At 38.6% G+C, this 24609-nt stretch carries 20 protein-coding genes; 11 read left to right on the forward strand and 9 right to left on the reverse strand.

What is annotated here, in order from left to right:
* The first annotated feature begins 47 nt into the window (after positions 1-47).
* Positions 48-1310: a PIG-L deacetylase family protein gene (locus tag ORNRH_RS04735; protein ID WP_169313182.1), complete on the forward strand. Its 1263-nt coding sequence runs from the start codon at positions 48-50 to the stop codon at positions 1308-1310.
* Here ORNRH_RS04735 and ORNRH_RS04740 read toward each other — a convergent pair.
* From ORNRH_RS04740 to ORNRH_RS04750, 3 genes are read right to left on the reverse strand one after another with little or no spacing between them, the layout of a single operon-like run.
* On the reverse strand, positions 1302-2699 hold the full coding sequence (locus tag ORNRH_RS04740) for an O-antigen ligase family protein (protein WP_014790768.1): 1398 nt from the start codon (positions 2697-2699) through the stop codon (positions 1302-1304). The genes ORNRH_RS04735 and ORNRH_RS04740 overlap by 9 nt on opposite strands.
* Positions 2696-3661: a glycosyltransferase family 2 protein gene (locus tag ORNRH_RS04745; protein WP_014790769.1), complete on the reverse strand. Its 966-nt coding sequence runs from the start codon at positions 3659-3661 to the stop codon at positions 2696-2698. Before ORNRH_RS04745 ends, ORNRH_RS04740 begins: the two co-directional genes overlap by 4 nt.
* A 2-nt stretch (positions 3662-3663) precedes the next feature.
* A complete protein-coding gene (locus ORNRH_RS04750) occupies positions 3664-4578 on the reverse strand; it encodes an ATP-grasp fold amidoligase family protein (protein WP_036601337.1) in 915 nt (304 codons plus the stop codon).
* A gap of 99 nt (positions 4579-4677) precedes the next feature.
* On the opposite strand from ORNRH_RS04750, the gene ORNRH_RS04755 reads away from it, so the two are divergent.
* From ORNRH_RS04755 to ORNRH_RS04785, 7 genes are all read left to right on the forward strand, one after another.
* Positions 4678-5490 carry a glycosyltransferase family 2 protein gene (locus tag ORNRH_RS04755; RefSeq protein ID WP_014790771.1) on the forward strand — a complete coding sequence of 271 codons (813 nt, stop codon included), beginning with the start codon at positions 4678-4680 and terminating at the stop codon, positions 5488-5490.
* A gap of 77 nt (positions 5491-5567) precedes the next feature.
* Positions 5568-6263 carry a YfgM family protein gene (locus ORNRH_RS04760; RefSeq protein WP_014790772.1) on the forward strand — a complete coding sequence of 232 codons (696 nt, stop codon included), beginning with the start codon at positions 5568-5570 and terminating at the stop codon, positions 6261-6263.
* Positions 6264-6265: 2 nt separating this feature from the next.
* A complete protein-coding gene (gene ribH / locus ORNRH_RS04765; protein ID WP_014790773.1) occupies positions 6266-6754 on the forward strand; it encodes a 6,7-dimethyl-8-ribityllumazine synthase in 489 nt (162 codons plus the stop codon).
* 3 nt (positions 6755-6757) lie between these two features.
* Positions 6758-7231: a ribonuclease HI gene (rnhA, locus tag ORNRH_RS04770; RefSeq protein ID WP_014790774.1), complete on the forward strand. Its 474-nt coding sequence runs from the start codon at positions 6758-6760 to the stop codon at positions 7229-7231.
* A gap of 664 nt (positions 7232-7895) precedes the next feature.
* Positions 7896-9371, forward strand: coding sequence for a DUF5977 domain-containing protein (locus tag ORNRH_RS04775; RefSeq protein ID WP_014790775.1), 1476 nt, complete (start codon positions 7896-7898; stop codon positions 9369-9371).
* 158 nt (positions 9372-9529) lie between these two features.
* Positions 9530-11206, forward strand: a complete 1677-nt coding sequence (locus ORNRH_RS04780; RefSeq protein ID WP_014790776.1) for a fibrobacter succinogenes major paralogous domain-containing protein — start codon at positions 9530-9532, stop codon at positions 11204-11206.
* A gap of 253 nt (positions 11207-11459) precedes the next feature.
* Positions 11460-11813, forward strand: coding sequence for an HU family DNA-binding protein (locus ORNRH_RS04785; protein ID WP_014790777.1), 354 nt, complete (start codon positions 11460-11462; stop codon positions 11811-11813).
* Between the two features lie 304 nt (positions 11814-12117).
* Here ORNRH_RS04785 and ORNRH_RS04790 read toward each other — a convergent pair whose 3' ends face one another.
* The gene (locus ORNRH_RS04790) at positions 12118-13278 is read right to left on the reverse strand and encodes a hypothetical protein (protein ID WP_014790778.1); all 1161 of its coding nucleotides are present in this window, start codon (positions 13276-13278) and stop codon (positions 12118-12120) included.
* 51 nt (positions 13279-13329) lie between these two features.
* Positions 13330-16059, reverse strand: coding sequence for a TonB-dependent receptor domain-containing protein (locus ORNRH_RS04795; RefSeq protein ID WP_169313183.1), 2730 nt, complete (start codon positions 16057-16059; stop codon positions 13330-13332).
* 197 nt (positions 16060-16256) lie between these two features.
* Here ORNRH_RS04795 and ORNRH_RS04800 point away from each other — a divergent pair, with 197 nt between their 5' ends.
* Positions 16257-16931: a response regulator transcription factor gene (locus tag ORNRH_RS04800; protein WP_014790780.1), complete on the forward strand. Its 675-nt coding sequence runs from the start codon at positions 16257-16259 to the stop codon at positions 16929-16931.
* An 11-nt stretch (positions 16932-16942) separates the two neighbouring features.
* A complete protein-coding gene (locus ORNRH_RS04805) occupies positions 16943-17908 on the forward strand; it encodes a sensor histidine kinase (RefSeq protein ID WP_014790781.1) in 966 nt (321 codons plus the stop codon).
* Here ORNRH_RS04805 and ORNRH_RS04810 read toward each other — a convergent pair.
* The 4 genes from ORNRH_RS04810 to folE are packed head-to-tail and all read right to left on the reverse strand — an operon-like array spanning position 17905 to position 21485.
* On the reverse strand, positions 17905-18270 hold the full coding sequence (locus ORNRH_RS04810) for a YraN family protein (RefSeq protein ID WP_014790782.1): 366 nt from the start codon (positions 18268-18270) through the stop codon (positions 17905-17907). The two genes, ORNRH_RS04805 and ORNRH_RS04810, sit on opposite strands and share 4 nt — an antisense overlap.
* A 38-nt stretch (positions 18271-18308) precedes the next feature.
* Complete coding sequence (locus ORNRH_RS04815) at positions 18309-19238, reverse strand: S66 peptidase family protein (protein WP_036601342.1); 930 nt, start codon at positions 19236-19238, stop codon at positions 18309-18311.
* Positions 19239-19290: 52 nt separating this feature from the next.
* Positions 19291-20763, reverse strand: coding sequence for a cysteine--tRNA ligase (gene cysS, locus ORNRH_RS04820; protein WP_014790784.1), 1473 nt, complete (start codon positions 20761-20763; stop codon positions 19291-19293).
* A 35-nt stretch (positions 20764-20798) separates the two neighbouring features.
* Entirely contained in the window at positions 20799-21485 is a 687-nt protein-coding gene (gene folE, locus ORNRH_RS04825) for a GTP cyclohydrolase I FolE (protein ID WP_014790785.1), read from the reverse strand.
* A gap of 1097 nt (positions 21486-22582) precedes the next feature.
* Between folE and ORNRH_RS04830 the strand changes: the two genes are divergently transcribed.
* A complete protein-coding gene (locus tag ORNRH_RS04830; protein WP_014790786.1) occupies positions 22583-24394 on the forward strand; it encodes a fibrobacter succinogenes major paralogous domain-containing protein in 1812 nt (603 codons plus the stop codon).
* The last annotated feature ends 215 nt before the right edge of the window (positions 24395-24609 follow it).

The raw sequence follows: 24609 nt of genomic DNA on the forward strand, positions 1-24609 counted from the left end.
GCACTTTTTTACTTTACAAAAAGCGAAAAAAATCTTATCCCTATGCGGTGAATCAAGACGAAAAACACGCTTTTAAAAATGGACAAAAATTGCATTTAAAACACAATTCTTTATCCTTGCCAAGTGATGTCCAAGAACATACATTATTCTTAAAAATCAAGGTAAAAAGCAGTTTATTAGGCTTTTTAAAACAGCCATACATTGAAATTTCGGCAGAGGGTAAATCATTGAAACAATACATAGAGCATGGTGCCAAAGGCGATAGATATTTAAACATCAGTAATTTTAATTCGGTGAAAGAAATTACTCTAAAACCTAAGAGAATGCAGATTTGTAGCGATGAGGTAGAGCTATTTCAGTTTAAAAATCCTGAATTAAAAGATAAAAAAATTCTAATCGTAGCACCACATCCCGATGATGCCGAAATCGCGGCGTATGGCTTGTATAGTCAGTTTGCTAAAGATGTTTTTGTACTCACTTTTTCGGCGGGCGAGCGAGGGAAATTCAAGTATAGAGAGCTCTATACCGATGTCCAAGAACAGCATTTGAAGAAAGGCGAAATCCGTACTTGGAATGCTCTTACGGTGCCTTTGATGGCGGGTGTGCCTACCGAAAATGTGCTGATGCTTGGCTACTTCAACGAAATGTTGGATGATATGTATCGTGAGCCTGAAAAGAATTTTGGTTCCGATAAATTAAATACCGATGATGTTGAAATCTTTAGAAAATTTAATTTTTCATCGTTGGGTAAAAAACTTGCGGGCGAGGCAAATTGGAATGATATGATTCAGAATTTAAAAATGATTTTAACTGAATTTCAGCCAGATGTAATTATTACGCCTCATCCGTTTATCGATAGTCATGAGGATCACCAGTATGCTACGATTAGCATTATTCAAGCCTTGAAAGAACTCAATTTACACGATGGGAAATTGCTTCTTTACACCAATCATTATACTGAAAAAGAGTTTTATCCGTTAGGGAAAATCGGTGCGATAATGCCACTGCCTTTCAAAAGTGAGGCGAATATTTATTGCTCTTCGGTGTTTTCGTTTCCTGTGAGCGAAAAAGAGCAAAAAGATAAAATTTTGGCGTTTGATGCCATGAATGATTTGCGCCCAAATACCGAGTATCGCTTTGCACACCGTTTGTTTGCCGATGGATTTACCCGAGGACGAGAAAAGCTGTTAAGTATAGAAAAAGATTATTTCAATCGCTATATTCGTAGCAATGAGTTGTTTTTTGTCGTGGATTTTGATGAAATGTATCAGCCCGAAAAATACAAAGCTTTAATAGAAGGGTTAAGCTAAATTTCTTTTAGGGGAGACATACAAAACTCCGATGAAAATACAGGTTAAAACAATTGTTTTTTGATAAAAAAAGGCACTGTCTACTAGCATGAGAAAAAAGGTTGGGAATAGAAAGAAAAACATTCTGTAATCCTTTAGCTTAAAGCTTTCACATGCGTAAGATATGAGAAACAAACAAAGAAAAACAAGTCCCAGCACACCATGACGAATATATGCCATCAAGAAATCATTGTGTAAATGTTTAAAGAGATCGGAGTCGATCGGTGTTTTTGAAATAATTGATTGCTCAGATAGCGTTCCGCTACCAAACCATGGATTTTCCTGAATTTGTGCTAGTGTGCTAGAATATAATATGTTGCGTGTTTCGTCATGAAAGAAATGGGTATAATTAAACAAGAAAATAAATCCAAATATTCCTATTGATAGAGCACTTATGGAGATAATGAGTACATTTCTTAGATTCCATGATTTTAGCGTTTCAAAGCAGATAATCACCAGCAATAATATAAAGAACACAACTTGGGCTAGCCTAACTTGTAAAATATTGATAAAACAGAACAGAAATAAGAAATAAATGAATAATTCGCCTTTAGAAATAAAGCCAGATTTATTTTGATAGTAACTCGCATAGCTTGTTCCTCCCACAATTGTTAAAAGCCAAACAATAAAGCTATAATGTTTCTGTGTGTGGAAGCATAGAACCCCAAAAGGAGATTCAGGAGCGAGATAGTCTTTACGAAATCCAAAACAAGACAAAAAGCTAATTTCAGCACTATGACAAATAAGCACATAAGCAATCCAGTACCAAATAAAAAGTACTAGACAAAATTTAAAAATAATACTACAAAATACGCTGATGTCTTTAGCTCTTAATCTATAAAAACACAATACTACGGGGAGGATAAGAAGCGGTATTTGGTCTTCTATAATCCATTGATTTTCATTAAGTGAAATGTCTTTAACCCAAAGAAGTCCCATAAATTGCAACAATGCATACAGGAATAGAAAAATTAAACTGGGGGAAATTTTATAAAAATCTCGTTTGTATATTCCATAAAGCATAGCAATAATAGCAACAATATAACTAGCATGTGCTGTAGCTTTGTATGAATAAAACCACAATATAGTTGCCAGACTTAGTAGAATGGGAATCCAAAAATGAAAGTCCCTAAAATAGGATTTGTGTTTAACTAAAAAGCCGACAAACCACCATAAAAAAATAGAAAATATATAAATATTCCCGATGCTTGCTAGCCATTTAAGGTCAAAAGTTTCGTAATTATATCCCGAAAAATATAAAACGGAGTCAAAAATTATAAAAATAAGTAAAGGAAATAAAGTCGCTATTAAATAGTTTTTCTGGTTTAAACTAGAAAGCCAAAATTTCATTTAAATAAATTTTTAAATTTAAAACAAACTGGACAATAAAGACTTAACCAAATACCAAGGACACGATGCATTCCAAGCATATTAGGCGAATTTTCTTTCAAAATAGATTTTAGAACAGGATTTATTTTTTCATTCATGGTTCTAAAATCTCGGCTGAACAAAGCAAATCGGTGAATGTTTTGTTTTTTGATGTGATAAATTGATTTGGCAATACTGGCTATTACCTGTTTTGGATTTTCCAGAGAATCTGGATTATTTTTAGCAAATAGATATAAATCATAAACAGCTTCAAACAAATCAAGTTCTTTTTCTAAACAAGTTGTCTTATCTGAAGTTATACTCGAATTATGCTCTCTATAATGAGATTTAGATTGATTAATCTTGATTACTTTATTTGATTTCAAAAATATCTTATACATAACAAATATATCCTCAAAATATTTACCATGAGGAAAAGTTATTCCATCAAAAAGATCTTTTTTATACAATTTTGCCCAAGGATAATCTTTCATTTCTTTATTGATAAGTAATTTAGAAAGAGCTTCTTTCTTTTCCCATATTTCTTTGTTTCCTTGATGCCAAACGGGAATAGATTTATTAGGCTTATCAATATAATAGCCACAACAAGCGATGTCTGCATTTTCTTTTATGGAGTTGCTGTAGAGAAGTTCTAGCATATCTAGTTCTAACCAATCATCTGAATCTACAAAAGTGAGGTAAGGTCTCTTGCAATTTTGAATGCCTATGTTTCGGGTTTCAGCAATTCCCTTATTTTCTTGGTTGATGAGCTTAAATCTATCATCATTAGCAGTAAATTCTTCACAAATGCTTTGCGAGTTGTCGCTTGAGCCATCGTTGATTAAAATCACTTCAAAATCTTGAAAAGTTTGATTCTGAATAGATTCTAAACATTGGCGTAGATAACGATCGCTGTTATAAATGGGAACAATTATACTAATCATGATTAAAAGTTTTTAATTTCGGTTTTGTTTACGGGTAGAGCAGGAAGGATGAATTTATCCCCAAGGATTTTATTATATTTTTCTGGCTTAAAGTCGTCACGCCCATCGGCGGGGTAGAAAGTCATTTCGCCAAAGATAATTTGCCCACGAATAGAGTACATGTCCACACGCACAAAGGGAAATCTATCTGCAAGTTTTTCTGCTACTTCAATCATTTGAGCAAAGTTTTCAGGCTTTTCAACTTGGGAGCCTTTAATCCATTTGTTTTCGGGAACATCACGAAATGGCAATAATTCAAAATTTAAATCAAAAAAGCCCGATTTATGATTTTGTTCGCGATCGAGATGCACTTCTACAAATTCAGGTTTGCCCCCGAAACAGTAAAATTTATAATCTGTAATGGAACCACGACCTAGCTCATCTAAGTATTTTTCTATTACCAAACGCGGTTTAATATCTTTGTAAGCCCACTCTTGTCCGCCACGGAAATATTGATTGCGGTGCATCCATTTTTGCATTTTGAGTTTAGCTTTGGCACGATTAAGTTTAGATTTATCGGGCACAATCAAGTTGAAGCCATAGCCATGCACTGCCTTGATTACGAATTTGTTGGGTAATGTATCAAAATCAATATCACTCACTTTGTCATAAACGCCAAGACATTCGTTTAAATATTCTTCGCCAATTTTTTCTTTCACATATTCTCGCACGGCGTATTTATCCACTAATTGATTTAGGATTTGGGGACGAAAATGCGCCTTATACCATTGGATTTTTTCGTTAAATTCCGTTGGGTTTTCATCCTTATATTTCTTCCCTGTGTAGTATTCGTAGTAGTAGCCTACATACTTAGGACTAGGGAGAAATTTAAGGCGTTTCATGATTCCCAAATAAACTTTTCTAAAAAAATTAGCCATAGATTTGTTACTGCAATGTGCGCAAAGATATGTAAATTTGCGCTGAGATAGAATGCGTTTTATTAAAATAATCATAAAAAACTAATTTATTTAAGAAGTATGGAAATTTCGGTAATCATAAGTACTTACAATGCCAAAGAATGGTTGCAAAAAGTTTTGTGGGGCTACAACCAGCAAACTTTTCAAGACTTTGAGCTAGTGATTGCCGACGATGGCTCTCGAGAAGACACACGAGAGATGATTGAGGATTTTAAAAAAATAGCCAAATTCCCAATTACGCATGTGTGGCACGAGGATAGAGGCTTTCAGAAATCTGAAATTTTAAACAAAGCCGTAGTACAATGCAAGGCACCATACATCATCATGTCTGATGGCGACTGCATTCCGCGAAAGGATTTTGTGGAAGTTCATTTTAAAAATAAAGAAAAAGGCAGATTTTTGTCGGGCGGATATTTTATGCTCCCGATGAATATTTCTGAATTAATCTCAGAAGACGACATCGTGCAACAACGCTGTTTTGATGTGAAATGGCTCGTAGCCAATGGGCTTAAAAAATCTTTTAAAAATAATAAACTTTCGGCGAGTGGGTTAAAGGAAAAGTTGCTCAACCACATCACGCCTACCAAGCCCACTTGGAACGGGCATAACGCCTCAGGCTGGAAAGAGGACATTGTGGCTGTGAACGGTCTCGATGAGCGAATGCAATACGGTGGGCAAGATCGCGAGCTAGGCGAGCGTCTTGAAAATTACGGAATTCGTGGCAAGCAAATTCGTTATAGTGCCATCGTAGTGCACCTCGACCACGCACGCGGCTATGTGAACAAAGAAAGCTGGGAAAAAAACCATGCCATTCGCAAAAATACACGCGACAATAAAATCAAACGCACGCCCTTTGGAATCGTAAAAGATTAAAAAATCTTTCAATTCAAAAAATCATTTTATTTTTAGCATATTAATTATTACTTTTGCATATTGTAAACCATAGAAAAATGGCAAGAAAAGAGAATCATAAAAAATACGCCACACAGGAGGCTTTTGAGAAATTAGAACAAACTGCACAAAGTTCAGAGCACTTTTTAGAAAAAAATGCCAAACTTTTAGGAATCATTTTTGGTGCCTTAGTGGTCGTAGTTTTAGGTTATTTCGCTTATTTAAGATTTATTGTAGATCCTAAAAATGAGGAAGCTAACAAAGAAATCGTAACTGCAGATAGAATGTATCAGCAAGACTCTATGCAATTAGCCTTAAACGGTAGTGCAGGTGCTTTCTTAGGTTTTGATCAAATCATTGAAGATTTTGGAGGAACCAATGCAGCGAATTTAGCTAAATTCAAAGCAGGTGTAGCAAACTATAAATTAGGAAAATATCAAGAGGCGATAGATGATTTTAAAGCATTTAAAACCTCTGAAGAAGTAGCAGGTGCTGTGAAAGAAGGAGCGATAGGAGATGCACTTTCTCAGTTAGGAAAAAAAGAAGAAGCTTATGAAGCTTATGCCAAAGCCGCTAAAGCTACTAATGTGCAAACAATCCAAAGAATCTATACCAGAAAAGCTGCTATTCTAGCATACGAAACCAAGAAATTCGACGAAGCAGTGAAATTGATAGAAGCGTATAATAAAGAATACGCAGAAGGATTAGGTTCAGATATGGATAAATTGTATGTCCTTTTAACCAATGCTAAATAATAATGGCAACAGAAAACAAAAATTTATCTCAATACAATAAAGAAGAACTACCCAGTGCCAAACCTTATAAGTTTGGCATTGTTGTTTCATCTTGGAACTCAGAAATCACGCATGCACTTAGAGATGGCGCGATTGAAACTTTAAAAGACTTAGGCGCATCAGATAAGAACATTAAAACACTAGAAGTGCCAGGAAGTTTTGAATTGCCTTATGGTGCTAAACTTTTGACAAAATATTGCGATGCTATAATCGTTATTGGGAGTGTAATTCGTGGCGAAACGGCACATTTTGATTTTGTGTGCCAAGGCGTAACACAAGGTATTATGCAGCTTAATGTGTCGCAAAACACGCCTGTGATTTTCTGTGTTTTGACAGATAATAATATTGAGCAATCTCGCAATAGAGCAGGAGGAAAGCACGGAAACAAGGGTGTAGAAGCCGCCGTAGCCGCCTTGCAAATGGCAGACATCCGAAACCAAAGAGGGTTGTAAAAAATGCAAATTTACGCCTTTACAGATGGCTCTTCGCGAGGTAATCCCGGGAGAGGAGGATTTGGTGTGGTGCTGATTGCTCCCGAGCTTAAACTCAAAAAAGAGTTTTCGATGGGATTTCGCAATACGACCAACAACCGAATGGAACTTCTCGCAGCCATTACCGCTTTGGAGAAACTAAAAGGAAAGCAAGACATCGTTATTGTTACAGACTCTAAGTATGTGTGCGATGCGGTGAATAAGAGATGGGTTTTTAATTGGGAAAAAAAGAATTTCTCTGGGAAGAAAAATCCAGATCTATGGATGCGATTTTTGCGCAATTATCGCAAGCACAATGTGAAACTCGAGTGGATTAAAGGACACGCAGGACATAAATGGAACGAACGCGCCGACCAACTGGCGACCGAGGCTGCTGATGGCGAAAACCTTAAAATAGATATAGGCTTTGAGCGTACCGAGCAAGCGAGTTTTTTATAAAAAATAGTGTATATACTTTATAAGAGATCTTGTGGTGATCAAAAACTTTAACACCCTAAGAGCTTGCAGATCCTAAAACTTTTTATAGCTTTGCCCCAATTCTATGAAACAGTGTGTGCTACATATAATGGATTGTGATAAGTTTAACATCTTTTTCTTGCCTAGTTCGAGAAAAAGTGTAAACACACACAGTATAATTGTGCGTGTATAGTTTACTTTCTGCGATTTGCATTTGCAAGTAGTTTTTCATTCAATTTAAAGAAAAAAAACAATGGTGCTAGTTTAGTGCTAGCTACACTATATTGTATAAAAAGACTAAAGCCAAAGTTCCATTTAGGAGCTTTGGCTTTATGTTTATATACATCTTTTTATCTTTTTATAAAGAGATGTTTTTGCAGTGCCCCACACTGTAAAATACTTTTTTTCACTTATTCTCATGGAACGAGCTTCCTAGTAGAATGTTTTTTTTCATACTTAATTTTTTTGGTTGAGAGACCAAAAGAGTTATGGAGAAATGTTCGCTATGAGAATAGCCGACATTGTTTTTAAGTTTTAGCCTTGCTGTGGTATTCCCCTAATGCCATGGTAAGGCTTTTTTTTGATAAAAAGAGAACCTGTTATAAATAAAAAAGAAATAAAAAGTAAAATTTAAATTTTAAAAAGTATGAAGAGAATTTTTTTACTAATGTGGTTTACCTTGTTGAGTGTAAGTCTTTATGCTCAGCAAGAAGCCGAGGGTAGAGTAGGTATAGGGACAAGTAGTCCTAAAGCTACCTTGGATATTTTAGAGAACGCTAGTTTGCCAGAGGCACAGGCGCAGGGAGTAACATTTCCTAACTTTAGTACGGATGAGCGAGCAAAGTTTCGAGATGTTAAGGTGGGTACTATGATTTTTAATACGACCAAGCAATGTTTGGAGATGTATTATGGTCTTAAAGAAGGGGAACATTACTGGGATTGTATTCGTTGTGATGGAAATCAACAGCAGGCACAAGATGTTCGAGTAGAAGCGGCCGGTTTTGAAGGGAATTATTTGGATGGAGTGAGAGCTACTGGAGAAAATAAGGTTAAATTTGAATTGATCAATGATAGTTTTTCAGCAATTACGAATATAGATTTATCAAGAGCCGTTACTATAGAAAACGGAGGAAGTTCACTAAAAGTTATTGGTAGCCAGAATCAATCAATATCTTTAAATGGTGGAGAGAAAAAAGTTATATCATGGACATTGGAAGGAACGCCAAAAACGGGAGAGATAAAAGCTATTTTTGACAAGTCTGGTTTGTACGCAGAGCAAAGCATGATAATTGGAAGGGGAACAGCAACATTTACAAACTCAACAATTACAAAAAATGTGGTTTCATTATCTTCTACATCTATTAGTGTGCAAGGATATATGGATAATGGTACTTATAAAGTAACGATAGATATTCCATATACGAATGGAAAAGGAAATTATGATGAGGTGAGTGTGACAAGAGTTTCAGCGCCTGGACAAGATGGAGATGAGAATGAATTGACTTTAAAAATACCACGGGGTACATTTAGAGGTACAGGGAAATTAGTAGCAACGATAGGAGTATCTGGTGATGGTTCTTATAAGGTTAAAAAAATGCCTGCAGATCAATCGTATACGATTGCTACTTTTCCAGTGAATATAAATGGTTCTCATTTTACTGTAGAGCTTAAAGGTTTTGGTGGTTGGACTTCTACACAGACACAGAGATATAGCGCAGGTTTTGTGAAATTAACTTGTGGTTATGGTTTTGTTGGGAATACTATGTATTATGCAAAAGAAGCGACAGCAACGGCTACAAGTGCAGTTAGCCAAGCAGATGCAGACCAAAAAGCTAGAGATAAAGCTCAGGAAGAAGCTAAAAGATTAGTAGATGCAGAAGGACAAGATTATGTAAACAAAAATGGAAGTTGTCGCCAATCAATGTATTATTATAGAGGTAGGGCTAGATGTGCTTATTTTGAAGGAACTGGAACCAGATATGGAGATTATTTTACCGTTTCAGGATCATCTTATTCTTACCAAGGAGCTGAATCCAAATGTAGGCAAGCATTAGAAAATAGCTGTAATAATGGTGTAAATTCAGGTACAAGTGATGCGGATTGTAGTGTATATTACAATTAAGCGTAATTAAAATATGAATTTCAAATGCAAGGTTTAGAGTAATCTATAGCTTTGAATGATGGCAGAAGAAATAGTCTGCAAATTCTTTCTGAGATTAATTTTGCAGGCTTTTTTGCAAAGCGTAAACAAAGTTTAATTTTTAAAAAAGTAAAAAGAATATGAAGAGAACATTGATATTTGCATTAGTGATACCATTTGCACTGAGCGCGCAACAGCAAGACTATACGGGGCGTGTGGGGATAAATACAACTACTCCTGATGCGAGTTTAGAGGTGTCTCGGCATGATGGCATGTTAAAGAAAGATGAAACTTATGCACAAGGGGTTTCTTTCCCTAATTTTAGCACAGCACAGCGCGAGAAGTTTCAAGGGGTGAAGGTAGGTACTATGATTTTTAATACTACTAAGCAATGTTTAGAGATGTATTATGGATTAAAAGCAGGCAATCCCAATTGGGATTGCCTACCTAAGACAAATATTCTCGCTACAGGAGGAGCTACACAGTCTCAAAATGTGGTTATAGAATCAGCTGGTTTTGAAGGGAATTATGTAGCGGGAGTGCCTGTAAGACCAGAGAATAAGATTAAATTTAAATTGGTAAATAATGGAGCTTTGCCCATAAGTCATGTAGATTTTTCTAACGCTGTGAGTATAAGTAACCCTGGTGGAAACATAAGAATGTGGGGGCATGGGCAAAATTCTGATGTAAGTCTTAATAGTGGAGAGAGCAAAATATTGTATTATAATTTGACAGGATCCCCTGCAGGAGGAGTTTTGAGTGCTAAATTTGAAAGATTAGGGCTTATTGCAACTCAACAGACTAATGTGGTTTTTGGTAGTGCGACTTTACAAGATGTACTACTTCATTATACAGGATCGCTTATACATGATCAGTATCCAATTCAAGGAAGGATAAATAACGGAGATGATAAAATAATAATAAAAATACCGTATACCAACGGTAAGGGAAGTTATAAAGAGATTAATATAGTCAAAACAACAGCAGAAGGAGAAGGTGGAGATAGAAATGATTTAAGTTTATCCATTCCTGCTGGTAACTTTAATGATTCTGGAGAAATTATAGCTACTATAGAAGTGAAAGGTGATGGGGAGTATAAGGTGAAGCAATTAGCTCCTGGTCAATCTTATGATATAGCAGTTTTTAATGTAGATATAGATGGTAATAAATTTGTTGTAGATCTAAAAGGAATAGGGGGCATTTTAGATAAGAATTTTAATGTGATAACAAATGGTAGGTATGAACATAGGTTTGTCTATTTACCTTTGCAAGGTTTGGATGGTAAGCTTTGGTTGAATAATAATTTAGGCGCAAATTATGCAAATGTAGAAGACCCATCATTTAATCCTACGAAGCAAGCGAAGAGCTTAAGGGATCTCGATGCTTATGGATCTCATTTTCAATGGGGTAGAGCGGCAGATGGACATGAGCTGACAAGGTATCCGAATGAAACTACTGCAGAGAGAGTTCATCCAGATATGCCATGGTATCCAGACGATAAATTATTGTCGTATGATAACCCATGCCCTTCAGGATTTCATGTTCCGACGAGAGAAGAATGGGTTCAGTATAACAATTTATTAAATCAAAAAACGTGGTCAGGTTGGGAGCAAGATGTACTTAAATTGACAGAAAATGGAGAGATGATAGCTTCTGGAGTTGATCATGGACCTGGGAAAAAATATGGTTACTATTACGCTTGGACGACATATAACCAGCGAAATGCATTTTATCTAGGAATAACACCTAGGGGGAGTGATCCTGATAGTTGGTGGGGTAGAGGATTTGGTAGAGGTATACGTTGTCGTCAAGACTAAGTATATACCTTTAGTGAACTCTATTTACGTACCTATATTAGGTTTCTAAATACAATGAAAACTATCAAGGCCTGCGAGTTCTTTGTCAGAAAAACTTTGCAGGCTTTTTAATTTCTTTTTGAGAGAATGGAGTGTTTTTTTACCTCTTCTTTTGACTTGGTGCAAAGTTTTGTGAAGACTTGGAGTAGGGGAAAAGAAATGAGAGCCCTCAGCTTCTTTTGTACTCCCATTCTAACTCCCTCTTAATAAAGAAATAAAAGCAAATCCTCAAAACCGAGAGGAAAAGAAATGGTATGCCAATGCGGTGAAGACAGGCACGACAGAGCAGCGCGCTCTTGCTAAAAATATAGCAGATAAATCCTCGCTCACAGTGGGAGATATTGCCAATGTGATAGAAAATTTGCTAGAGGAGCTACCCAAGGAATTGGTAGAGGGCAAGAGTGTTAAATTAGGAGAATTTGGAACCTTTCGTCTTTCGCTGAGCAGTGAGGGGGCTGCCACTGAAAAAGACTTTAATGTGGGAATGATTAAGACGCCTAAAGTAATCTTTACGCCAGGAGTATCGCTTAAAAAGGCATTAAGCAATATTAAATTTGAGAAAGAATAAGCAAAACAGGGGCTAGAAAAGCCTCTGTTTTTGTATGCTTTTTTGTTTAAAAAAAGACTTGTTGTAATTGGCTGATAAATAGTGCTCTGCGAGTGGGTGAAATTCCCTGCGTCTTGCGATAAATTGCTAGGCGTCAAGAAAAAAAATTCCGCACGCCTAGCGATTTTATGCCGTGCGTGTAGAAGTTGAGCAACTTGCTTGAGTATAGAAAATAAGCCACTTTTTTTAACCCAAAAAATAAGCACCCATGAGGAAAGGTGCTTATTGGGATAATAATTAAATTTATACAAAGAATGAATAATGTTTATTGATTGTATCCGCTCCAGCCTTTAGCCCAGTCTGGTAATTGAGTGCCTGCGCCTGCGCCTGTTGCTGCTTCGTTTTCAGAGATTGCACTTTCTTCGATTCCTTTTACTTTGGTTGCTACATTCTCAAATTTTACATTGGTGATGTGTTTTCCTTTGCTAAAGTAGTCTGTGGTTGCTTTGTCTTTGAAAGTGAACCCTACAGCCCAGCCAGAAACCACTACATTGTCTAGCGTAGCATAAGTCCCCACACGGAATAAGTTAGTTCCTTCTTTCTCATCTTGTGTACCAGCGTGCCCCACAAGGGTAATGTTTCTCAAAGTAGGGTTTGAGCGAGGTGAAGCGTCGTTGTTATTTTTATTATTATCGGCTTCGATTCCTCTGTTCCCGATGTTGTTTAAATCTCTACGCGCATAAGCATCTGTCAAAGTTCCACGCCATCCGTCTGTCCAGTCGATAGCATCGTCTTCGTTATTGATGGAAACCACTTTAGACACATTTACAGTACCTCCGAAGAATTCGATACCATCGTCTGCTCCGTCGATTACAGAAACGCCCTCGATTACAGTTCCGTTACCCACGCCGAAAAGAGAAAGTCCGTTAAATTCTTTTTCTGAAGTAAAACGAGCTCCTGCATGCTTGATTTGCACATATTTTATAACACCAGAGTTGTCGGCATCATTAGTTCCACCATATGGCAAGTTTCCTACCTCTGAGGTAGAAGAAGCTCCTGTGTTGATGCTTGCTTTACCGCAAACTACGATACCACCCCATGCTTTTTTCTCACTTGCGGTAAAAATTACAGGCTTTTGAGCCGTACCGTTGATAAAGATTTTCCCTCCTTGAGCTACGGCAAGGTAAGAGCTAGTTCCGCCAGAAGCCGTGATTGTAGTTCCTGCATCGATCGTTAAAGTTGCTCCATCACCTACCAAAAGAGGTCCGCTAAGTTTCCATGATTTATCGGCTGTTAAATGCAAGCTTTGTCCTTTTTTAAGCGAAATTCCATTGGTTCCGCCCAAGTTGGTGTCTGCTACTTCTACGGGTGCCTTTCCGCCTCCATTGTTGTTGCTATCATCGTTGCTGCTACAAGAAGTAAATGTTCCTAATGTTGCAAAGCTTAATCCAGCTACTAAAAAGATTTTTACGAAATTTTTTCTCATGTTTTCTACAAAATTTTAATTAATTGTTTTCTTTTATTTTTTATTGATTTTTTAGAATTGATACGAAAGTCCTAATCCTAGCTCGGTTCCGTTTTTGTATTGATAAATCACCGAAGGCGTTTGGTTTTCTTGAATGCGCTCGATTTTAGGATTTAAAAGGTTTTTAGCCTTTAGCCCAAATGAAATTTTATCGTTTAATTTTAGTTTTAAAACCGCATCAAGCAAGTTTAAAGGTTGTTCTACCACGCGTCCTAAACCTTGTGTCCCGATAGAGTAGAGGTGTTTGCCGATGTATGAGTAGGAAATCACAAAGTTTAGCTTGCTGCCACGACTGGCGTTGAGGTTGTAATCAATCCCTACATTGGCATTGGCTACGAAATTGGCAGCCCCTTCCAGTTGCTCGCTATCTTTGTTGAAATCCACAGAGAAAGGCGAATTTCCTCTAATTTTATCGTTGTTTAAGTCGGTTTTAGATTGTAAGTAAGATGCATTGGCAAAGGTGTAAATTCTATATTGATCGCGTTCCCAAAGGTCTTTTCTTATTTCAGCTTCAATTCCGTACACATAGGCTTGGTCGCCAATGTTGAGGTAGGAGTATAGACTCTCGCCCACGAGTGCTTTGGAAATCGGATTTTGGATATATTTGGTATACAATCCAATTGAGAATAATTCGCCATTTTTAGGGAACACTTCCCATTTGATGTCTAAGTTGTTATTGTCAGACGGTTTCAAGAATGGGTTTCCTTGCGATTGCTCACTGATGTCGTCGTAGATGTAGTAAGCCAGCTCCTTTAGCTGAGGCATGGTGTAGGTTCTAGAAAGCGATAATTTAATGTTTTGGTATTCGTCTAATTTATATTTTAAGTTAAGCGACGGCAAGAATTTGGTGTATTGCGTGTCGAAATCGCTTTTCCCGTCGAGCGAACCTAAGTTAGTTTTCCATGCGATGTTTTGGCTTACGCTTTCCAATCGCACGCCCAATTGAGCCGTTAAAGCTGGGCTAAATTTGTAATTGGCACTCACATAGCCTGCATTCACATTTTGTGATCCGTTGAATGACATGGGCGTTAATTCTTTGGTATTATACAAGAAATTCGAACGAATGTTGAAAAATCCTTGGCTAAATCTTTCTGCATTCAGCACTTGATCGATGTTGTGGATATCTGGCACCAAGCTTTCGCCAATGTGCGCATCGGTGTATTCAAAATCGTATTGTTTAGACCAGAATTTTCTGTCTTTGAAACGCCCTTGGTACCCAAAATCAAAATTTAAATCATCTGATAAGAAATATTTTAAATCCACATTGGCTGCCAATTCATTGTCTTTTAAATCATCAAAATATCTGTTTGATGAGCCACCGTCTCTTTTGAGTTTATACGAGCTTTCAAACCCATCGTAGATTAATTTATTGCTGATTCGGTTTGGTCGCTCGCTGTGTAGCGCATTGTACCCCGCAATCCAGTTTAATTCAAATTTTTCGTTTAAGTTATGTTTTCCGCCCAATTGATTCACAAAAAGCTGCGTTGTTTTAAACAAGCCACGACGCACAACTCCTTTACCTTCTTGTGCCCAGTCGTAGTGGTAGCCATAATAATTTTTCACTTCTTGCTCCGAAGAATGAATGTAGTTTGAAGTGAATTTTAATTTGTGATTTGCATTGATTTTGTAAAACAAATTCACTAAACCTGTCGCGTTGGTTGTGTATTTATTTTTGTTTGTATCGTAAAGGCTAAGCTTGTTGCCTTGTGCGTTGTAATTCCCTTCGATTCCTTTTGAAGTGGTGTAGTCGTTATCAAAACCTGCATAGAAAAACGCATTTAACTTTCGATTCAAAACATTGAAACTTCTACCGCCCTCGAGCGACATATTTAAGTTAAGCAATGGGCGTTTAATCTTTTCAAAATTCCATGAATTGAAATCGTATATTTCAAGCGAGTTGCTCGGTGTTTTTACTTGATTAAAACCTAAGAAATTCTGATTTTTAGGCAAATAGAAATCCTTTTGTTTCAGCACCTCGAGGTTGGCAGAAGAGCCTAGCGAAAGCGTTAAATAAGGTTTTCCGCTAAATTCTTTAGACACGATGTTGATGTTTGCCCCGCCGAAATCCCCAATGTTATAAGGTGAAAACACTTTTTCAATCCCAATGTATTGAACAATGTCGGTTTTCAAAAGGCTTAAATCGATGTTTTTGTTTTCTGGATCATTCGACGGAATCGGTAATCCGTTTAAGCTTGTGGTGTTGTATCGGTCGAGCAATCCGCGCACCGAGAAAGTGCTACTTCCTTGTTGTTTCACGGTGCTGGTCGCTTTGGTCACAGCCGTTGCCACATTGCCCACACCTTGCTTGCTCAGCTGCACAGCACCGATGTTTTCGCTGATGGCGAGTGCCTTTTTTTGAGCATTTAATAAGGAAACTTCGTTGGCTTTATTGGCTTGAGCGTCCACCACCACCGCGTCGAGCGTGGTAACAGAGGTGCCTTCGGAATCATTTGGGATAAAAATTTCGTGGATGTTTTTTCCCATTTTAGCCTTAATCTTTTTAGAAATATTGCTAAAATTAAATCCCGCTACTTTTAAAGTATAATCGCCCTCAGTAGGCACTTGAATATTGTACGAGCCATCGGCTTCGGTATAGTACACCACATCGGTGTTTTCTACTACAACTTCGGCTCCTTCTATCGGGTTCCCTTGCGCATCTCTCACGGTTCCCATGATGCTCACTTGCGCATTTGCTAGATAAATGGGGAATAATACTATTAGAATCAATAAGATTTTTTTCATTTTCATGTAAATTCTTCAACACCGCAAAGGAATTACATTTAAAACAACAAAAGGTTATGCCTAAATTATCTTTCGTTTACCAATGTGTTATGTGAAAGTAAAGTACTTTAAATTAACATTAAGAAATGTTTTCCTCAATGATTTTACTGCAAAAAATCCCATAGAAATCGTAATTTTACCCTTGAAAACAATTTATTATGAGCAAAAACAAAATTTTATTGGTAGATGATGAGCCCGATATCTTGGAATTTTTAAGTTATAACCTAAGAAAAGAAGGCTACGAGGTAGAAACTGCCGTAAACGGTGTGGAGGGCGTGCGCAAGGCAAAAATCATAAAACCCGATTTGATTTTGCTCGATATTATGATGCCCGAAATGGATGGTATAGAGGCTTGCAATCAGATTAAAAAAATTGAATCGCTTTCCAAAACCTTGATTGTTTTCCTCTCAGCACGCACCGAGGAATTTACTCAATTGGCTGGCTATGAAGTAGGAGCCAACGACTATATCACTAAGCCCGTGAAGCCTAAGGTACTGATGAGCAAGATTAAAGCTCTTTTAAAACTAAAGAAACCAGAGCTCACAGAAGAAATCATTAGCCTAAAAGATATTAAAATCAACCGAGAGACTTACAAGGTAAGCTACCAAGGAGAGGATTATACGCTCCCGCGCAAGGAATTTGAGCTGATGGCACTTTTGGCATCTAATCCGCAACGCGTGTTTAAGCGAGAGGAAATCTTGGAAAAAGTCTGGGGCAACGAGGTTATCGTGGGCGGGCGCACCATCGATGTGCATATAAGAAAACTTAGAGAAAAATTCGGGAAAGACCGTTTTACCACCATTAAAGGTGTGGGCTACAAAATCAATGATTGAGATTTTTTTAAATGAAGAAAGGATTTAAGTTTATTATAAGCTTTGTTTTGTCGAGCATCTACATGCTCATGTTTTATTTTGGGAATAGCAGCATTTGCGAAGAAAAGGAGAAAGTTTTCTTTGGAGTGGTGTTCTATTTTGCATTATTTATAGGCAACTATTTGTTGATTTCTTATGTAGAAAACCAAGATGTATTAAAAGCTCATTCTACAAAAGAAAATTTAAGCACAAAAACCATAGCAGAAAAACTAGAGAAGGAAAAAAAGGAGCTAGATACGCTTTATGAGCGAGAGAACTACCGCCGTGAGTTTGTGGGCAATGTGGCACATGAGTTGAAAACGCCACTTTTCTCCATTCAAGGCTATTTGCTCACGCTCATAGAGGGCGGGGTAGACGATGAAAGCATACGCGATAAATACCTTCACCGAATCAATAAATCCGTGGAGCGTCTCACTTATATAGTCAAAGATTTAGACTTAATCACGGAGCTGGAATCGGGGAATTTAAAGCTAAACATTTATCCCTTTAACATCGTAGCACTCGTGCAAGAAGTCTTTGAACTTCTAGAAATAAAGGCAGAAAACAATGATGTGAAACTGGGCTTTGATAAGTCTTATGATGAGCCCATTAAAGTGAGTGGCGATATCGAAAAAATCGAACAGGTTTTAATGAATTTAATCGTAAACGCCATCAATCACTCGCAGCGTGCTTGCAAGGTGAAAGTTTCGTTTCAAGTAGTGAAAGATTTAGTGAAAATCAGTGTTTCGGACACGGGAATGGGCATTAAACCCGAGGAGATGAAACGCATTTTTGAGCGTTTTTATCGTGCCGATAAATCCCGAAGCCGTCAGCAAGGAGGTTCCGGGCTCGGCTTGGCAATTGTGAAACATATTCTAGAAGCCCATAATCAGAAAATCTCGGCAGAAAGCACCTATGGCAAAGGCACTACTTTCTCTTTTTATTTGGAAAGAGCTTAAATCTCATGGGCATAAAAAGCATCTGTAAATACCTTAAAATGTAATTTTTGCCCTTTTTTGGTTACCACTGCAATGTCAAATCTGCATTCTACATCTAGGTCATTCTCTTGAATGTAGGCATCGGCGGCAGCGATGAGCCTTTTTTTCTTGGCTCGCGTTACCGAATCTTCTGGATTTTCAAAAATTTCGCTATGGCGAGCTTTCACTTCTACGATGGCTAAAACATTGTCTCGCTTGGCAATAATATCGATTTCCGCAGGATGAAAATACCAATTTTGGGCTAATATTTCATAGCCATTTTTTCGGTATTTCTCTGCGGCGTAGTTTTCTGCCAATTCTCCAAATTCGTTGTGTTCTGCCATAAATTTTTAATTAAAAATATAGTAAAATATGGATTTTTTCAGCCTAGAAAATCCAAAATTGTATTTTTTTCTGAGACTTTGAACAAGACTTCCGAGCCCATGATTAAAGCCCTATTGTCGCCAAAGTGCCCCGCAGGGAAATTAAATGCAACAGGAATGCCGAGCGATTTCACTTGCTCATAAATCACTTGATTGGCAATTGGGTCAAAGTTTTCGGTATAAAATTCGTTTTCTTCTTCCACATCCATTTTGGTAAAACTTCCGCAAATCACGCCTTTCACACGACGGAACAAGCCCGAGCGTTTAAGCCCCTCGAGCATGCGATCGACATGGTACCAGTTCTCGTACCAATCTTCGATAAATAGGATTAAATCATCGCCTTCTATTGCCGTTTTGCTCCCCATCTGACTGTAAATAATGGATAAATTTCCGCCCACGAGTTTGCCTTTGGCTTCGCCCAAAATGTTCAGTTGATTGGCGGGTAAATCGTATTTTAAAGGTTTCCCTTGCAATGCGTCGATGAGCGTTTGGTGAGTTTCATGGGAATATTCCGTATTGAGTGGTTTTGCCGTAACGGCGTGCAAAGTAGGAATCCCTAAATTGTTTAAATGATTATGAAAAACCGTAATATCCGAATACCCGATGAGGTATTTCGGCTGATTCTTAAACTGAGTAAAATCCAATCCATCAATGATTTTAACGCAGCCGTATCCACCACGCGCGCACCAAATGGCATCAAGCGAACCGTCGTTTAGCACAGCTTGTGTAAGCTGCAAACGATGTTCTGTGTTGCCTGCATACCAGTAGCCTAAATCAAATTCGGCATAAATATTTTCGGGGATTACAAGTTCCCAGCCTTGCATTTTGCACCAATTTTTGGCAAAATCCAATTCGCCTTTTTTGATGCGACCAGCGGGAGCAATCACACCGATTTTTGCGCCTTTTTTAAGTGGTGGAATTTTCATCATGGTTAAAAGTAAAAACCCCACCGAGTTGCCAAGGTAGGGTTTTGATTAAATATTAATTAATTGTGTAAGTCGTTCCGTCTTTGCCGTCTTTCAATTGGATACCCCCTTCTGCCAATTCATCACGAATTTGGTCTGAAGTTGCCCAATCTTTGTTTTCACGGGCTTTTTTTCTAATGTCGATTAAAAGCTTCATCGCGGTATCAAGTTGCCCAGCGTCTTCGCTTTGCGCTTCGTTTAGTTTTAAGCCTAAAACATCTTGGGTAAAGGCTCTGAACTTTTCAATCAATAAATCCTTATCGGCTTGAGTTAAAGTTTCTTTTCCGTCTTTTACTAAATTAATGAATTTCACGGCTTCGAACAATTGCGCAATCAGCATAGGTGTGTTGAAATCGTCGTCCATTTTAGCATAAGACTCGGCTACCCATTCAGCGATGTTTAAGTTAGAAGTTTCGCTCACAGGCAATTGGTCTAGCACTTGATTGGCCTGCACCAAGCGCAAGAATCCTTTTTCTGCTGCCATAATCGCCTCGTTTGAAAGGTCTAGCACGCTGCGGTAGTGAGCTTGTAGCATAAAGAAGCGCACAACCATCGGGTGAAACCCTTTTTCAAAAAATGGATTATCGCCAGAGAATAGCTCTTCTGGCAAAATGGTGTTTCCTGTGGATTTAGACATTTTTTGCCCATTCATTGTGAGCATATTGGCATGCATCCAGTAGTGCACGGGCGTTTGCCCATCATTGGCGCTCCTAGCTTGGGCAATTTCGCACTCGTGGTGAGGGAATTTTAAATCCATTCCACCTCCGTGAATGTCAAAAGTATCGCCTAAATATTTGGTGCTCATCACGGTACACTCCAAATGCCAGCCTGGGAATCCTATGCTCCAAGGCGAGGGCCAGCGCATGATGTGTTCAGGAGAAGCTTTTTTCCAAAGGGCAAAATCTTGTGGATTCTTTTTCTCTGACTGTCCGTCTAAGGCACGCGTGTTTGAAATCAAATCTTCGATGTCTCTCTTGCTGAGCTCTCCGTAAGAATGGCTTTCGTTGTATTTTTTAACATCAAAATAAATCGAACCATTGCTCTCATAAGCAAAACCGTTGTCCAAAATCTTTTTGATGATTTCGATTTGCTCGATTAAATGTCCCGTAGCCGTAGGCTCAATGCTCGGCGGTAGGTTGTTGAACTGTTCAAGCACTCGGTGGAAATTTGTGGTATATTGTTGCACGATTTCCATAGGCTCAAGCTGTTCTAAACGGGCTTTTTTAGAGATTTTATCTTCCCCCTCGTCGGCATCGTTTTCAAGGTGCCCCACATCGGTAATGTTACGCACATAGCGCACTTTGTAGCCAATGTGCTGAAGGTATCTAAAAACCACATCAAAGGACATAAAAGTTCGCACATTTCCCAAGTGAACACTTGAGTAAACCGTAGGTCCGCAGACATACATGCCCACAAAATTAGGGTGAATGCTTACGAATTTTTCTTTTTTGCCCGAGTGAGAGTCGTAGATTTTTAAATTATGATCCATTCGGTTTGTTTTAATTATTTAAGTTGAAGGAAAGATTAAACATTAAATCTAGTTTCCATTCCTATGTATTTAAGGAACTCGGCACGCGTTGTTGGATTGGTTTTAAACGCTCCGCCCAATTCTGCTGTTACGGTGCTACTTTCAATATCACGGATTCCGCGAGAGTTCACGCACAGGTGTTTTGCGTCGATCACGCAAGCCACATCTTTGGTGCCAAGTGCTTCTTGCATCGCACGCACGATTTGCATGGTCAAGCGTTCTTGCACTTGTGGGCGTTTGGCGTAATAATCCACAATTCGGTTGATTTTGGAAAGCCCCACCACGCTACCTTTAGAGATATATGCCACATGCGCACGCCCCACGATAGGCAAAAAGTGGTGCTCACAAGTAGAATATACCACAATGTCCTTTTCCACAAGCATTTGGTTGTATTGGTACTTGTTTTCAAAAGTAGACATTTTAGGTTTGCGTTCTGGGCTTAATCCGCCAAAAATCTCTTTTACAAACATTTTTGCCACACGGCGAGGCGTGCCCTTTAAGCTATCATCTGTCATGTCTAGCCCAAGCGTCTGCATGATTTGGTGAAAATTCTCCTCAATAGAGGCGATTTTTTGCTCATCTGGCAAGGCAAAAGCATCGTCTCTTAGGGGCGTTTCGTGATTGCCGGGAATGTGCCCGTCGCCCATATCTTCGTACAACTCATCTAGGTTGTTGTGTGCCATAATCTTTCAAAAATTTCTACAAAGTTAAAGATTAATTTTGAGAGCGCAAGTAAAAAGCATGGCTAGCACCTTGAAAGTTTTATAGTAAAAATTGTAGGAAACTCTATTCAAAATCTAAACAATTGCTATATTTGCCACAATTCTATGAAACAGCGTGTGCAACATATAATGAATTATGATAAGTTTAACAACTTTTTCTTGCCTAGTTCAAGAAAAAGCGTAAACACACACACACACACACACACACACACACACACAATTATATACCTTATAATATAGTTTGTCTATTTGCTTGTGCAAATGCTTCTTTCCTTTATTTAAAAACCAAAAATATTGTTGCTAGTTTGTTGCTAGCTATACTATATTGTATAAAGAGAATAAAGCCAAAGTTCCGTTTAGGAGCATTGGCTTTATGTTTATCTAAAAATAAATGTTTTTGCAGTGCCCTACACTGTAAAATACTTTTTTTCATATACTCTCGTGGAACGCGCTTCCTAGTAGAATGTTTTTTTTCATACTTAATTTTTCTAGCGAAACCGTTAGGAAAGTTGTTATGTAGAGTTCGCTATGAGAATAGCCGACAATCGTTTTTAAGTTTTAGCCTTGCTGTGGTATGCCCCTAATGCCATGGTAAGGCTTTTTTGTTGAAAGTAGCACAGCTTTACAGCTGTAAAAAATATATAAAAGAGAAGTTCTTTGGGATTTTGTATAGTGCTAGTGTTTTCTTTCTTGTTCTTTTGGCTTGACCCAAAGTCTTGCGAAGACTTGGAGCAAGAGTATGTGAAACGAAAAAGTCAAGAGCGAAGGCAGCGGTTTGCCTAACGGCACGGGGTTCGCCTCCGCTATTTGAAAGCTTAGGCTTTCAAGTTCGCTATGGAGGCTCTCCCTAAACCTGCCTTCACTCACCCTGCGTGCGCAAAGGTTCACCCGCTCAAACAAAGCGAAGCGTTAATGAGCAGGTGCATGGGCGGAGTTAATTCTCCTCTCACATAGTTGAATTAGCCCTGCAAAAGGAAACACTATACAAAATCCCGTGTGATATAAAGAAAAATAAAAAGTAATAAATCATAAAGTTTAATTTTAAAAAAGTAAAAAAGATGAAGAAAAGATTTTATCTTCTAGGAATGTTGCTGGCAGGCGGTGTAGCCCTTGCGCAGCAAGATGCAGAGGGGCGCGTTGGTATCAATACCGATGCACCAGAGGCGAGTTTAGACATTTCCCGAAATGAGGAATTGTTGAGAAAGAATAGCACACAGCCCCAAGGGGTATCGTTCCCCAATTTTAGTACGGAACAGCGTGCTAAGTTTGAAAACCCTAAGGTGGGTACAATGATTTTTAATACTACTAAACAATGTTTAGAGATGTATTTTGGGTTGAAAGGTGGTCGAGCCCATTGGGATTGTATTCCGAATGCGACGAGTGCACAGTCCCAAAATGTGGCGATAGTGCCAGCGGGCTTTGAAGGGACTTATATCGCAGGTATCCCCTTTTCTGGAGGCAATAAAGTAAAGTTTGAGTTGCAAAACAATGGTTTTTCTCCCATTAGCAATGTGAATTTTGCCAGTGCTGTGAGCTTGCAGAACGGCGGCGCCAGCATTGGTATCAAAGGCGGAGAAAATAAAAGTATCAGCCTACAAGCAGGGAGCAAAACCACGCTAAGCTACACCCTTACAGGCACCCCAGAAGAGGGTGTGCTGATGGCAAACTTTAATCATTTAGGATTGACGGCAGACCAGCAAGCCCAAGTAGGTTTAGGTTCTGCAAGTGTTGCGAACAAAGACAATTACACGGTATCTTTGTATTACCAGCCTACCAATACCGTTGTTCCAGGGAAAATAAACAACGGAGCAGAAAAAGTAACGATAAAAATCCCATATACCAATGGGAAAGGCTCGTATAATGCTGTAAACATTAATAACATAAGAACCGCACCAGGGCAAGGTGGCGATGTAAACGATTTAAGCCTTTCTATCCCTGCGGGTAATTTTGGAGTGCAAGGCGAGCTTACCGCCACGATAAATGTAGACGGCGACGGCGAGTATTTAGTAAAGCAAATGGCACCTGGCGAGCAATATACCATTGCTACCTTCCCTATTGATATGAATGGTACACGTTACGATGTTGTATTAAAAGGTATAGGTGGTATCCCAGACCGATGCTTTGGCAAAACGACATTTGACTGTGTAGGCTATGGCGCGAAAGTAAAAGAGCATGAATTTATCTATGTGCCAATAGAAGGACCAGACGGCAGAACATGGCTTAACAACAACTTAGGGGCAGAGTATGCGAGAGTGGGTTCTCCGTATTTTAACCCAGTTCAGCAAGCCACCAGCAAAACGGACTGGAAGGCTTATGGTTCTCTTTTCCAGTGGCAGCGTAATCCAGATGGTCATGAGTTGATAAATTGGTCAAGCTCAACCAGTGGTACGCCGAAATACACTGGTACAGGTTCTATCTCTACTTGGTGGACTAATGCAGGGACTAATATGTTTATCAGATATAATGATCCGCCTTATTCATGGGTTAATTCTTCGTTAAATTCAAATTCATCTAAGTGGAATTTATGGAAGCCTAAGGGTTCCACCAACCCGTGTCCGTCTGGTTATCATGTTCCTACGCATAAAGAGCAGGTGGCGTTGCATGATGTGATTACAGGTAAGTCTAACGACGTGAATGTGATATGGAATTCTGAGATGTGGGACGAATTCGGATTACGTCTTCCTGCGGCCGGTTCACGATATAACAACTTTGGCGCTATCGAAGAAACGAGTACCCTCGGTGATTACTGGAGCAGTGACGGTAGAAAGGACCTTGGTGTATGGAGCATATACTTTAAAAGGAACATGAGCTTTGCGGGGAACAGTGGTGATCGGGCGCATGGTCATAGCGTTCGCTGCATCAAGGATTAAGCGTGCGTTCACAGCGGTTTGCCGCCAGCCCGCTTAAGCTTGTAAGTAAAAAACAGGCGGGTAAGGCTAAGTATGGCGGTAACCCTATAGGGTAACATAATGTAACCCTATGGGTTCGCTAAAAAAGGTACAAACTAACCACCATACCCCCAAAAGCCTGCAAAGGCTTATCTATAAAGACTTTGTAGGCTTTTATAATTAATAAAATAAACTAA

This window comes from Ornithobacterium rhinotracheale DSM 15997 (assembly GCF_000265465.1).
Classification (GTDB): Bacteria; Bacteroidota; Bacteroidia; order Flavobacteriales; family Weeksellaceae; genus Ornithobacterium; species Ornithobacterium rhinotracheale.